The organism is Enterococcus hulanensis (assembly GCF_005405485.1).
Classification (GTDB): Bacteria; Bacillota; Bacilli; order Lactobacillales; family Enterococcaceae; genus Enterococcus_A; species Enterococcus_A hulanensis.
The window spans coordinates 251,438-264,228 of the sequence record NZ_BJED01000003.1 but is presented as its reverse complement, the minus strand read 5'-3'; the positions used below and the strand labels follow the sequence as shown (position 1 = coordinate 264,228).

The 12,791-nt window shown below is 40.0% G+C and carries 12 protein-coding genes; 8 read left to right on the top strand and 4 right to left on the bottom strand.

Going from position 1 to position 12,791, the window contains the following annotated elements; translation table 11 throughout:
* The first annotated feature begins 1 nt into the window (after position 1).
* The 7 genes from cdiI to FFR60_RS05095 all read left to right on the top strand — a co-directional run bounded on the left by cdiI (position 2) and on the right by FFR60_RS05095 (position 7,612).
* Positions 2-391, top strand: coding sequence for a ribonuclease toxin immunity protein CdiI (gene cdiI, locus FFR60_RS05125; protein WP_137663317.1), 390 nt, complete (start codon positions 2-4; stop codon positions 389-391).
* 501 nt (positions 392-892) lie between these two features.
* The gene (locus tag FFR60_RS05120) at positions 893-1,285 is read left to right on the top strand and encodes a hypothetical protein (protein WP_137663338.1); all 393 of its coding nucleotides are present in this window, start codon (positions 893-895) and stop codon (positions 1,283-1,285) included.
* 218 nt (positions 1,286-1,503) lie between these two features.
* The gene (locus FFR60_RS05115) at positions 1,504-1,881 is read left to right on the top strand and encodes a hypothetical protein (RefSeq protein ID WP_137663316.1); all 378 of its coding nucleotides are present in this window, start codon (positions 1,504-1,506) and stop codon (positions 1,879-1,881) included.
* A gap of 522 nt (positions 1,882-2,403) precedes the next feature.
* Entirely contained in the window at positions 2,404-5,004 is a 2,601-nt protein-coding gene (gene adhE, locus FFR60_RS05110; protein WP_088934303.1) for a bifunctional acetaldehyde-CoA/alcohol dehydrogenase, read from the top strand.
* A 200-nt stretch (positions 5,005-5,204) separates the two neighbouring features.
* Positions 5,205-5,678 carry a hypothetical protein gene (locus FFR60_RS05105; protein ID WP_088934304.1) on the top strand — a complete coding sequence of 158 codons (474 nt, stop codon included), beginning with the start codon at positions 5,205-5,207 and terminating at the stop codon, positions 5,676-5,678.
* Positions 5,679-5,829: 151 nt separating this feature from the next.
* On the top strand, positions 5,830-7,056 hold the full coding sequence (locus FFR60_RS05100; protein ID WP_137663315.1) for an MFS transporter: 1,227 nt from the start codon (positions 5,830-5,832) through the stop codon (positions 7,054-7,056).
* Positions 6,971-7,612 carry a FadR/GntR family transcriptional regulator gene (locus FFR60_RS05095; RefSeq protein ID WP_088934306.1) on the top strand — a complete coding sequence of 214 codons (642 nt, stop codon included), beginning with the start codon at positions 6,971-6,973 and terminating at the stop codon, positions 7,610-7,612. Before FFR60_RS05100 ends, FFR60_RS05095 begins: the two co-directional genes overlap by 86 nt.
* Before the next feature lie 15 nt (positions 7,613-7,627).
* Here the strand turns inward: FFR60_RS05095 and fni are convergent, their stop codons facing one another.
* From fni to mvk, 4 genes are read right to left on the bottom strand one after another with little or no spacing between them, the layout of a single operon-like run.
* Positions 7,628-8,671, bottom strand: coding sequence for a type 2 isopentenyl-diphosphate Delta-isomerase (gene fni, locus FFR60_RS05090; protein ID WP_137663314.1), 1,044 nt, complete (start codon positions 8,669-8,671; stop codon positions 7,628-7,630).
* Complete coding sequence (locus tag FFR60_RS05085; protein ID WP_137663313.1) at positions 8,661-9,749, bottom strand: phosphomevalonate kinase; 1,089 nt, start codon at positions 9,747-9,749, stop codon at positions 8,661-8,663. The genes fni and FFR60_RS05085 overlap by 11 nt, the downstream gene beginning before the upstream one ends.
* Positions 9,750-10,739, bottom strand: a complete 990-nt coding sequence (gene mvaD, locus FFR60_RS05080) for a diphosphomevalonate decarboxylase (protein WP_137663312.1) — start codon at positions 10,737-10,739, stop codon at positions 9,750-9,752.
* Positions 10,732-11,673 carry a mevalonate kinase gene (mvk, locus tag FFR60_RS05075; RefSeq protein ID WP_088934310.1) on the bottom strand — a complete coding sequence of 314 codons (942 nt, stop codon included), beginning with the start codon at positions 11,671-11,673 and terminating at the stop codon, positions 10,732-10,734. Before mvk ends, mvaD begins: the two co-directional genes overlap by 8 nt.
* A gap of 377 nt (positions 11,674-12,050) precedes the next feature.
* On the opposite strand from mvk, the gene FFR60_RS05070 reads away from it, so the two are divergent.
* Positions 12,051-12,707 (top strand): deoxynucleoside kinase, encoded by a 657-nt coding sequence (locus FFR60_RS05070; RefSeq protein WP_137663311.1) that lies wholly within the window; start codon positions 12,051-12,053, stop codon positions 12,705-12,707.
* The last annotated feature ends 84 nt before the right edge of the window (positions 12,708-12,791 follow it).

The following is a 12,791-nucleotide window of genomic DNA, read 5'->3' as shown; positions in this document are numbered from 1 at the left end:
TATGGAAAATGAATTTCAAATTTTAAATGATAAGAAAAGTGTAGACCAACTAATGTTAACCTATTTTTCAATAGTAAGTGGAAAAGATCTAAAAAAAGCTTTATCTGCTTTTAAAGAAAAAAAAGGATATGGAATAGAAATAGTTTTTGTTTCTTTTAAAAATGATTTAGATGACTACGATATGGCACAATTACCTAAACCGTTAGATGATAAACATGTTTTAGTTGAATTAGGTTCTCCGGCTGTCGAAGTAGATCAAATAGCGTATTTAGACTTTAAAACTTTTTATAATTATTTAGCTGAGAATGTAAAAAAGGAGGTAGAAAAAAATTCAGAAGAAAGTGAATTAATAGAACTATTAAAACAAGTAAAGAGCAGTTTGGAAATATAGTTTTTATCAAATAAAAAATGGCACTCTATTACAAGACTGAAAATCAAGTTGCTAATAGTTAATTGTACGTAATTTACAGAAATTCGGATTTCCTGAATGCTATATTATTATCATATGGCTCAGTCATCAATTAAGATGGTTGAGCTTTTTTGACTTAAACAGGTAAGACAGCCGTTAGTATTCGTCGTACAAGCGACTTTTTACCGTATACGACAAATTTTGATTTATCACGTCAGATTTGGATTATTTTGATAGTAACTTAACTATTATGAGAAATTAAATTATGGCAGGAGCAATTATAGGCGAAGGTTTCCCAATAACTCTCATCTCAAATCGAGGATGAGATCCGTAAAGTAAACTAATAGAGAAGGTGGAGGAACAGCGATACGAATTGACTAAATGAGAAGAGAGGTAAAAATATTATGATTAGAGTTGGAGAATCATTTGACCTGTTTTTAGAAACGTTGAAGCATTCTAATATTGAAATGAGGTACTTTGTTGATGAGGGAATTGCCAACACATGAAGAGATGATAGAGGCTATTAAACTAGATTTAGATGAATATATAAATGTAGATGGATTTACATTTACACAAGCTAGTGCAAAAATTATTGAAGAAGAGTGGCAGAATATAAATAAAAGTAAGGCAATAAAATATTCTTACTTGATTATTCTGGCTCTTGAAGGAATAGCTAGAAAAGAATTACCTGATTTTTTATATAAAAAATTAGATTTTAACTTCGATGACTTGTTTGATCCAGAAAACGTTCAATTTAATCAATTGAAACAGGATTTTGAAGTCTATCTTACCAAAATCAAAGAAGAGTTTGATGTCGTAGAAACTAGTGTAGATGTTAAGTCTAGGATTGATTATATTCTCAGTCAAAAACCATAAAAAATTAGAATCAAAAAAGATTCCTAGCTAATTGGATAGACAAGCTAAGGAGATGGAATGGTATTCTATCACCCAGGAGAAGGTATCCATACAGGATCATATTATGGGCTCTCATCGGGGAAAACAGGAAAAGTAAAGGTAATAAAACCTAGTGATAATTATGTTCCAACACCAGATGATGGAGCAACTTTAGTAATAATAGAATAGAGATGAGAAATTTGAAGGAATTAACGATTGGTGAATCTTTTAATGTTTTTTTTAATAGTTTGAAAATAAAAAATAATCTAGAAAATATGACTGATCAAGAGCTTTACAATTACATTTTTGAAGACTTTCTAGGAGATATCGTAGCGTATTTAAGTCCTTATACTTTAGATAGATTAAAAAATGAAGGAATTATAGATGAAGATATTTATAGTCTGGCAAAAAATATAAGAAATGAATTGTTTGAGATGATAAATGGTCCATTATGGAATGTTAATTCAGTAAAAATTTCAAAAGAGTGGGGTAAGATATTTGAAGATTTAAAAAAAATAGATATTTTAGTTCGTAAAAAATGGACAGAAGAAGAAATAGAGTATTTGAAAACAATATAAAAATGCCCTCTACCACTCGGCGGAATCAGGAAGATAGAGCCTTGACCAGTAAGGATATACTTACTAATCAAGTTGCTAATAGTTAATAAAAGCTAGCTGTATTTATTGTATAGGTAAGAAGGTAGCAGATAAATCAATTAAATCGTTAGAAGACTTTACAGCTAAAATCATTAATCATTGGAAAAGTTGAAAAAGACCATGAGTAGGGCAAGCTTCTGTTTGATGAAAAGCTAGTGAAACAGCAGTAGAGAAGTAAAAAAACTTCTCTACTGCTGTTTTTAAATAATGAAACTCTACATTTCAGGTTTGGGCTTGCATATAATTTGTGAAAAAAGTTCTATTAAATATAGAATAGTTCATGAAAGAGATAAAAAAGCATGTGTTACTTAATTCGCGTTATGATGGCATTTGATAATTAAAAGTATTAGTGTGAAAAAAATCACAAAAAGTATTTACAAACGTTTGCGGGTGTTGTATGATGTGTATGTGAAAAGTAACACAAAAATTTTTAGGAGGATACACATGGCTAAAGCGATTGAAAAGGAAAAAGACGCGATCAGCGTTGAGCAAGTGATTGATGAACTGGCGACAAAAGCAAATGTTGCTCTGAAAGAAATGGAAGATTTCGATCAAGAAAAAGTTGACCATATCGTTCACGAAATGGCAATGGCTGCACTAGACAAACATATGATGTTAGCAAAAATGGCGGTTGAAGAAACTGGCCGCGGGGTTGTTGAAGATAAAGCAATCAAAAACATGTATGCATCAGAGTATATCTGGAACAGCATCAAGCATGACAAAACAGTTGGCGTAATCGGTGAAGACAAACAAAAAGGTTTAATTGAAGTTGCCGGACCTGTCGGCGTTGTTTGCGGGGTAACACCTACAACTAACCCAACTTCTACTACGATCTTCAAATCAATGATTGCATTGAAAACAGGGAATCCAATCGTATTTGCATTCCACCCAAGTGCTCAAAAATGTTCAGCTGAAGCTGCACGTATCGTTCGTGATGCTGCAATCGCAGCGGGCGCTCCTGAAAACTGTATCCAATGGATCGAAAAGCCATCGATCGACGCAACATCAATGTTAATGAACCACCCAGGCGTAGCAATCGTTCTTGCGACAGGCGGACCTGGCATGGTTAAATCAGCATACTCAACTGGTAAACCAGCTTTAGGTGTTGGTGCCGGTAACGTACCTTCATATATCGAAAAAACTGCAAAAATCAAACGCGCAGTAAACGACTTGATCGTATCAAAATCATTTGATAACGGTATGATCTGTGCTTCTGAACAAGCTGTCATCGTTGACAAAGAAGTCTACGAAGAAGTGAAAGCTGAATTCCAAGCACATCAAGTCTACGTAGTGAAAAAAGCAGAATTGAAGAGATTAGAAGACGCTGTAATGAACGAAGGCAAATACGCAGTTAACCCTGCGATCGTTGGTCATTCAGCTGAAGATATCGCACAACGTGCAGGCATCAAAGTTCCTGCAGGCACGAAGATTCTGATTGCAGAATTAGACGGTGTGGGTGCTGATTACCCATTATCTCGTGAAAAACTTTCTCCAGTTTTAGCTATGATCAAAGCAAACGACCATGTACATGGATTCGATCTTTGCCAAGGCATGCTTGAATTAGGCGGATTAGGACATACAGCAGTTATCCATACTGAAGACGAAGATTTACAAGTGAAATTTGGTTTGCGTATGAAAGCTTGCCGTATTTTAGTAAATTCACCATCTGCTGAAGGCGGTATCGGTGATATCTATAATGAAATGATCCCATCATTGACTCTTGGTTGTGGTTCATACGGTAAGAACTCTGTATCTAAGAACGTATCTGCTATTAACTTAATCAATGTTAAAACTATAGCGAAACGGAGAAATAATATGCAATGGTTTAAATTACCATCAAAAATCTACTTCGAAAAGAACTCTCTATTGTATTTGACACAAATGGAAAACGTTGAACGTGTTATGTTAGTTTGTGACCCTGGTATGGTTCAATTTGGTTATGCTGACATCGTTCGCGAAGTTCTAGGACGTCGTAAAAATGACGTGAAAATCGAAGTATTCTCTGATGTTGAGCCTAACCCTTCAACAAACACTGTTTACAAAGGTTTAGAAATGTTCAATGACTTCAAACCTGATACAGTTATTGCTTTAGGTGGTGGATCAGCGATGGATGCGGCGAAAGGTATGTGGATGTTCTTTGAACACCCAGACACTTCATTCTTCGGCGCGAAACAAAAATTCTTGGATATCCGTAAACGTACGTACAATATCGGCAAACCTGAAAAAACTCAGTTCGTATGTATCCCGACAACATCTGGTACAGGTTCTGAAGTAACACCATTTGCCGTTATCACAGATAGCGAAACACACGTGAAATACCCATTAGCAGATTACGCGTTAACACCGGACGTAGCGATCGTTGACCCGCAATTTGTTATGACAGTACCTGCTTCAGTAACTGCTGACACTGGTATGGACGTATTAACTCATGCGATCGAGTCTTATGTATCTGTTATGGCATCTGACTACACTCGCGGCTTGAGCTTACAAGCAATCAAACTTGTCTTTGAAAACCTTGAAACATCAGTTAAAACAGCTGATCCAGAAGCTCGTGAAAAAATGCATAACGCATCAGCAATGGCTGGTATGGCCTTTGCCAATGCATTCTTGGGAATTTGTCACTCAATCGCTCATAAGATCGGTGGAGAATACGGGATTCCTCACGGACGTACGAACGCAATTCTATTGCCTCATATCATCCGTTACAATGCCAAAGATCCGCAAAAACATGCGATGTTCCCTAAATATGACTACTTCCGTGCAGACACTGACTACGCTGATATCGCTAAGTTCTTAGGACTTAAAGGTAATACAACAGCAGAATTAGTCGAAGCATTGATCGAAGCAGTTTACAACTTAGGTGTAACTGTTGGTATCGACATGAACTTGAAAGCGCAAGGCGTGACTCAAGAAACATTGAATACAACAGTTGATCGTATGTCTGAGTTAGCTTACGAAGACCAATGTACAACAGCTAATCCGAAAGAACCATTGATCAGCGAGTTGAAAGAAATCATCGTAACAGCTTACGATTACAAAGCTTAGAGCTTAGCAGGAGTCCTCATTATGAGGGCTCTTTTTTTGCGGGCTGTTCACGGAAACATTATGTATTTTTTAGAAAAAAATAAATTTAATTGTTTTTATTTAAAACATTCATTTTTTTTAGATAAAATGAATCTCTTTGATTGTTATAGGCTGTGAAAAACGATAGACTAGAATTAGGAAAAGAGGAAGGGTTCGAAGGCATGGAGAAACTGAAACGAGAGTTAAAAGAACTAGGTGAATCAAATGCACGATTAGGTGCGTTAATTGATTATTTGGCGAATGAGAAAAAATTAATGGCAAGCAAATCCAATCATATTTTTATGTTGGATATGCAGGATTATGTTGCCGCGTTGAATCGCTTGGCTCCCTCGGATTCGAAAGTTTCTGTAACGCTACCTGAAATCAAACAAATTAATCGTCTTTTAACACAGCAATATGAACTAATGAAGCTCGTCCAAAGAGACTATGCGCGGCTTGAGGTATCTGAAAATCCGCCGGAAGATCTGGATTTTGATGAGCATAAGAAAAAACATTTAAGACGTCTGCAGATTATCAACCAATTATTATTACAAGACAATATCTTTTTCCAATCAATGCTGGATGCAAAAAAAATCAGCGGAAACATTCGAATCGGCGAAAAGAAAAATTGGCTTCAACGATTACTTAGAAGATAAAGAAATCCATTCATGGGTTTCTTTTTTTTATGCCAACTTTCTACACTTTACGAAGGTGAGCTGGATATGTTCAGAAAAAATTGCCAAGCTCTTTTCTAAATGATATGATGAATTCAAAATACATCAGATGAATTTTAGAGAGGAGCAATTTATGAAAAATAAGAAAATGATTTTTGTGGTTTTTATCGTAGCCTTGAATCTGCGTTTGGGGATTTCTTCGATACCGCCGTTGATTGGATTGATCAAGCAGGATTTGCAGCTGAATAATTTTCAGGTGAGCTTGTTAACGAGTATTCCGGTAATCTGTATGGGAGTGATGGCTTTTGGGGTTAAACGGATGCAGCAGCAGTTTGGTCGTGATCGCAGCATTTTACTTTGCTTGTTTTTACTGGCAATAGGGACTGCCAGCCGGAGTTTGCTTTCCAATTATTTGAGTTTAGTCCTTTCCGCTATCGTGATCGGTTTTTCAATCGCGATTATCGGACCGCTGCTTTCAAGTTTGATCAAAGAATTTTTCCCGCAGCAAACAGGGTTACTAATCGGCGTGTATTCGATCAGTATGGGGATCGGTTCGGCGACTGCTTCGAAATTTAGTCTTTTATTAGCAGAACATTCTTGGTCTTTTGCGTTGGGAAGCTGGGGTGTGTTCGCGATCGTTGCCGGCGGTGTCTGGTATTTTGTGATGAGACAAAAGGCAGCGAACGTGGCCACGGCATCGCCAGTCTCAAATGGTTTTCCATTAAAGAAGATTCAGGCATGGAAAATGGTTTTGTTCTTCGGTCTGCAATCAGGGATGTTTTATGGTGTTAGTACATGGCTAGTGGAGTTGCTTGTTCAAAAAGGCTTCACTCGCGTTGATGCTAGTCAGTATTTGACCATATTTGTGATTGTGCAAATGATCTTCAGCTTTATTATTCCGGTGTTGATGGATCATTGGGGGAGTACCCGCAGCTGGATAATGATCTGCGGTGCCATGATTTTACTGGGAGTGGGTTGTTTGCTGACGAGTTACTTTTTCTTGCTGATTGGCGGGATTGTTTTGCTCGGTTTTGGCTTGGGCGGTTATTTTCCGATCGCTATGCTGCTACCGCTGCGGGCGAGTGATGATCCGATGGAAGCTAGCTTGTGGACTGGTATGGTACAATCCTTTGGCTATATTGTCGGTGGAGTGATTCCGATTCTTTTAGGTGTAACGGTAGATATTTTTCAAACCTTCAATGTCTTTTTATATGTTATGATTATTTTGTGTGGCGGGATCTTGCTGCTGACAATCCAAGGAAGAGGCTATGAAAATGACGAAAAATCGGAGTCTGGTGAACGAAACGATTCAACAGTTAGAAAATTACATTCAACAAAACGAGCTGACGATCGGAGATAAGCTGCCGGTCGAAAAGGAATTGGCGGAGATTTTCGGTGTTGGACGCTCGACTTTGCGAGAAGCAGTAAAAATTCTAGTCTTCAGTAATGTTTTGGAAGTGAAGCAAGGCTCTGGAACCTTTGTTAAAAATGGCAGTATCGGGGAGTTTTCGACTGGTGATCTTTTGCGGGCACGTTCCATGATCGAAGGACAGGCAGTATTGCTGGCAACAGTTCATCAAAGTGAGAAAGACCTGCTGCGTTTAAAAGAAGTATTGTTTCAACGGAATCATTTGCTGGAGGCGGGGAAATTCTCTGAATACATTGAGGCTGATCTGGCATTCCATCAGCAGATCGTCGCTATGAGTCAGAATCCTTTTTTGATTAAGTGGTACAATGAGCTGCTGCCGGATATCAAACTGCATTTAAGTCAGCAAGTATTGCGAATGGAAGATTATCAGGACAATACGAGTTTGCATAATAAAATCTATCGAGCATTGCTTGAAGGAAAAGCCGAAGAGGCACAAGGAATGATTCAGGAAAATATCTTTACAGACGAAGAGGCTGAGATCGAATGATCTCAGCCTCTTCTTTTAGCTGCGTAGGGCTAATTTTTTATAATCGATTCCGCGGGCTTCACACCATTCTTTGGGTGCACCGCTCAGGATGATCGGGTTGTGAACTAGATCAGCAGTCGTTGCTTTATCAGTCATCAGGTACAAACGCCGAAGCTGAATTTTCCAGTCTTCGATCATTTCCACCGTAGCGTCAATGCCATTACTGATAAGGTGATCTAAAATACCAGCGGAAATACCAACCGCTTTGGCGCCTAAACAAAGAGCTTTGAAAATGTCATAGGCATTGCGGATACCGCCGGAAGCTAAAATCGTTAAGTCATTTATTTCTTGTGCTTCCAACAGGGAGATCACCGTTGATTGCCCCCAGTCATCTAAATAATTCAATTCGCGTTTTTTTCGGCGGGCATTTTCGATTTGAGAGAAGCTGGTGCCGCCGCGGCCTGAAACATCTACCGCTTTTACGCCTAGCGCTTGCAGCTGATGGATAGTTTCTCTGTTCATGCCAAAACCAACTTCTTTAACGATCACTGGAACTGCTAGTTGTTGGACTGTTTCTGCGATGTTTTTTGACCATTCATGAAAATCACGATCCCCTTCAGGCATGACCAGTTCCTGCGGGACATTCAGATGAATCTGAAAACCATCCGCCTGAAGCAGGTCGACGATTTTTTTCGCATCGTCGCTTGTTCTGCCGGCCCCCATATTGCCTAAGATCAAGCCATTGGGATTTACTTCTCGAACGACGGTGTAGGAATCCGCTACGCTTGGATCTTTTAGAGCGGCACTAACTGAGCCGGTCGCCATCATTAGATTCGTTTCGCGGGCGATGATCGCTAAGTCATGATTGATTTTCTTGGTTTTCTCGCTGCCGCCAGTCATTGCGTTGATATAAAAAGGGGCGCTGAGCTTTAACCCGAGAATTTCTGTACTTAGATCGATCTCTTCTGGTCGAGTATTCACCAAAGAAGAGTGGATCAAGCGAACATCGTCAAAGTCATTTTCCTTCGGCTTTTGATGGAAAGCCCGAGCGAGCGAAACATGTTCGTCTTTACGATTCATGGCGATCCTCCGTAAGATGATAGACATGTAAAGGCAGCGGCGTGATGCCGGCCTTTTCCCATGAGCTCATCAACGGCAGGATACCTGCCCGTTTATCAACGATCACGATCCCGCAGTCGCCTCCGCCAGCGCCGGATGATTTAGCGGCACCGCCATATTGTTCTGCCAGATCATTCAGCCGTTTCAATTCTTCGGTTTCAATCGATACGTTGCTTAGACTGGTTAATTGATTTAATAAGCTGCGATTTTTACGAATCATTTTTTGGATCAAGGCGATATCATTTTGTTTGAAGCCTTGAATCATTTGATCTACACATTCTTTGCTGGCGTTCAAAAAGTTTTCGTAGGAAGTTTTCTTTTCGATGCGAGATCGATGGACCTGATCCACGAGATCAGAGGTCGACGCCGGGCTGCCGGTCCAACCAATCAATAAACGCAAATCTTCTGGGACCTGCAAAGGTTCGATCTGCAGGTTTGGCCAATCACTTTCGATCAGCGTAGCCATCTTTTCAGATGCCAGCTTGTCTAGCACCCAGTCATGATCAAAGGTCGAAAAAGCTAGCCAGCCGCCATAACAGCTTGCCGCGATATCCCCGCATGAGCCGTTGCCTTGAACATTTAAGTGGGCCAGGGTAGCCAGCTTGAACAATTCAAGCTGTGAAAGATTTAGCTCGTAAAAAGCGTTTAGTGCTTTGACTGTCGCTACTGTCACAGCACCGCTGGAACCTAAGCCGTACTTTCGACCGTTGGAGTTATCTAGTTCGCTGGTTACTTTCAAATCAAAGAAAGCCAGTTTTTTGCCTTTTTCTTGGGCGAATTTTTCGGTAAAGTGAATCGCCGCTAAAATATAATGGAAAGGATTGTCACGAATATCCAAGACGAGTTCATTTTTACGACGAGTCCAGCGGATAGGCATGTCGCTATATTGAGCGGATTGAATACTGCCGCTTTTCTTTGCCGGACCGATCGAGACCGAAATAAATTGATCGATCGCAACGATGATCGCTGGATGTCCCGGTTCTACTACCGCATATTCGCCGGCAATGTACAGCTTGCCTGGTGCAGTCACTTCGATCATTTATGCTTCCTCCTCTGATAAGACTTCAATTGCCGGACCAGCATGCGCGACAACAAGTTGCTGCGGGTCAAATTGGTCCTTTAAGGCGTTCAATAATGCTTCTTCATTTTTTCGTTCAACAAGAATTTTAACATTTGGACCAGCGTCCATCGTGAAATAGCATGGCAAGCCGCTAGTTCTAATTTGACGAACAAGATTCATCGCCTTCATACTTTCTGCGGACCAATAAGTAAACGGCGGCGTTGCGGCTAAGGTCGTGCCGTGCATTTTTAAAGCACTGGCTTCGGTCACTTCGCCAAGCGCGGTAAAGTCCTTATCCGCGATGGCTTCTCTAGCTTTAGCCAAATCCTGCGGTACGGTCTGCAGCCAGCCATCGTAAAAAGCAGAAGTTTCAACAGTTCGCTGCATCCCATCACGGCTGGAAATATCTTTTTGCGCGTCGTTAACAACTACGAAGATCATGCTTAACTCATCTTCAAAACGATCACTAGGAATATTTACGGCATAAGAAGTCTCGTCGGAATCGCCTTTTTGCCATTCTGCAAAGCCGCCGTAAATACTGCGGCAAGCCGAACCGGAACCACGACGAGCCAAACGAGATAATTCTTCGGATGAAAGCTGTAAATTTAACGCTGCACTGGCAGCCCCTGCTAAAGCAGCTAACCCGCTAGCAGAAGAAGCCAATCCAGCTGCAGTCGGGACAAAGTTTTGACTTTTGACGACGGCATGTAAGGAGCTGCCTGCTTTTGCCCGCACTAAATCAAGAAAGCGACTCACTTTTAAGGTCGCTTTCGAATCTTGCAGTTGATTGTCTAAATAGAAGAGGTCTTCGGACGTGTCTTCCGAAAAAGTTACGTTTGTTTCTGTATAAAAAGCATCCAATGTCAGTGACAAGCTGTTGTTCATTGGAATGATCAGTTCTTGGTTTTCCTTGCCCCAATATTTTATCAAGGCGATATTGGTATAAGCTCGAGCTTTGCCGCTATACATGCGCGTACACACCTAACCCTTCGATCCATGTATTTCGAGCGCCGGCAGCTAATAAGATTTGCTGCAGTCGACGTCCGCTTGTTTCGTCTTCGGCTAGAGCGATCATACAACCGCCGCGGCCTCCGCCTGTCAATTTAGCACCTAATGCTTGATTTTCTAATGCCGTTTCGATCAAGTGATCTAAGTGACGATTGCTGGTGCCTAATAGCCGCAATAACCCTTGAGCTTGATTCATACAGTCGCCTAAAATTTGCGGGCGGTTCTGTGAAATTGCCTGTTGTGCCTGTCTGGTCAATTTGCCTAATGTCCGCATTTGTTTATTGGTTTCATAGGGACGCATCTCCATCAATTTCGCAATATCTTTGACTGCTTTGCGCGTCTGTCCTTTAATACCTGTGTCGGCGACGACTAAAAAAGCATCCATATTTAATTGAAAAGGCTGGAAGCCGATGCCTTTTTGATAAAGGATCGGTTCAGTACCGCTGATGGTTGTTGCATCGATACCGCTAGGATTACCGTGTGCCACTGCTTCAGCTTGGTTTACAAAATGCAGCACGTTTTCCTGCGTTGCCGGTTCTTCCATCCAATCAAAGACGGCACGTGTAATCGCGACAGCAACTGCCGCACTAGAGCCCATTCCGCGTTCTGCTGGAATCGAGCTTTCTATTTTTAAGTAAAATGGTTCTGGAATTTTAAAATGCTTCACTAAATACCAAAGCAGAACCGTAACATTGCGCATCGTATTCGGAGCTTCTGAAAGCGGTCCGTGGAAGAAACTGGATTCGATCCATGATTCTAATTTATTTGCGCGGATCGTTGCTTGGATGCCTGTTCCAGAAAAAGGAAAGGCAATCGCCGGTTCTCCGTAGACAACCGAATGTTCCCCCATTAATATGATTTTTCCGCTGGCATAACCCGTGCCAATCGATTTCATTAAAAAAACCCCTATTTCGTTTTAGAGTAATTCGTCTCGTCAGAAAAAAATTCAATTCCACTAATATTCATTTTAATTGATCTGATTCTATAGTAAAAACAATTCGATTTCTTTTTATCTTTAGTTGAAAATGCACAGAGAAACTTTATAAGATAATAATATTCCATTTAAGTCTTATCTCATTTTACTCAGAGAATGCCTACAAGTAAACGAAACCACTGAAAAGTTTTTGAAAATCAACGATTTTTTAAACATTCCTTAGAAGAAAAATTTGATTTATTTTAGAAGTATTTCGATTGACGGCACAAGATATTGGGGGTATATTAGATAAGTTGAAAAATACGCACTATATTTTGTATGAAGCGAGTTGGAGGTTTATGAGCGTGATCGTATTAGCAGGAACCATTGGAGCAGGGAAATCAAGTTTGACCGCGATGCTGTCGGAGCATTTAGGCAGTCAGGCTTTTTATGAATCAATTGATGATAATGAAGTATTGCCGCTGTTTTATGCTGATCCAGAACAATATGCATTTTTATTGCAAATTTACTTTTTAAATAAACGGTTTGACAGTATTAAAAAAGCGATGCAGGATGATAACAATGTCCTAGATCGTTCAATCTATGAAGATTCTTTATTATTCCATTTGAACGCTGATCTTGGTCGAGCAACTGAGACAGAAGTGAAGGTCTATGATGAATTATTGGCGAACATGATGCAGGAATTGCCCTATGCCGCTCACAAAAAGCATCCGGATTTATTAGTCCACATCCGTGTTTCTTTTGAAACGATGATGGACCGTATTCAAAAACGCGGCCGGGAATATGAACAATTGGAATTTGATCCGACCTTATATGATTACTATAAAGAATTAAACAGCCGCTACGATCAGTGGTATGAGGAGTATAATGAAAGTCCTAAAATTCAAATCGACGGCGACCGTCTGAATTTTGTTGACGATGCGGCAGCGCGGGATGAAGTACTCCGGTTGATTGATGAAAAAATTTTAGAAGTCCAAGGTGTAACAGTTAAATAATTTGGCAGTTCATATTTCTAAATAGCAGGATATAAAAAATAGTATAAAGACAACTAACGGATTGTCTTTATACTATTTTTTTGA

Excerpts from the sequence above, each read along its gene's own strand:
- cdiI (WP_137663317.1), top strand. The coding sequence starts at position 2 with ATGGAAAATGAATTTCAAATTTTAAATGATAAGAAAAGTGTAGACCAA.
- FFR60_RS05120 (WP_137663338.1), top strand. The coding sequence starts at position 893 with ATGAGGGAATTGCCAACACATGAAGAGATGATAGAGGCTATTAAACTA.
- adhE (WP_088934303.1), top strand. The coding sequence starts at position 2,404 with ATGGCTAAAGCGATTGAAAAGGAAAAAGACGCGATCAGCGTTGAGCAA.
- FFR60_RS05105 (WP_088934304.1), top strand. The coding sequence starts at position 5,205 with ATGGAGAAACTGAAACGAGAGTTAAAAGAACTAGGTGAATCAAATGCA.
- FFR60_RS05100 (WP_137663315.1), top strand. The coding sequence starts at position 5,830 with ATGAAAAATAAGAAAATGATTTTTGTGGTTTTTATCGTAGCCTTGAAT.
- FFR60_RS05095 (WP_088934306.1), top strand. The coding sequence starts at position 6,971 with ATGACGAAAAATCGGAGTCTGGTGAACGAAACGATTCAACAGTTAGAA.
- fni (WP_137663314.1), bottom strand. The coding sequence starts at position 8,671 with ATGAATCGTAAAGACGAACATGTTTCGCTCGCTCGGGCTTTCCATCAA.
- FFR60_RS05085 (WP_137663313.1), bottom strand. The coding sequence starts at position 9,749 with ATGATCGAAGTGACTGCACCAGGCAAGCTGTACATTGCCGGCGAATAT.
- mvaD (WP_137663312.1), bottom strand. The coding sequence starts at position 10,739 with ATGTATAGCGGCAAAGCTCGAGCTTATACCAATATCGCCTTGATAAAA.
- mvk (WP_088934310.1), bottom strand. The coding sequence starts at position 11,673 with ATGAAATCGATTGGCACGGGTTATGCCAGCGGAAAAATCATATTAATG.
- FFR60_RS05070 (WP_137663311.1), top strand. The coding sequence starts at position 12,051 with ATGAGCGTGATCGTATTAGCAGGAACCATTGGAGCAGGGAAATCAAGT.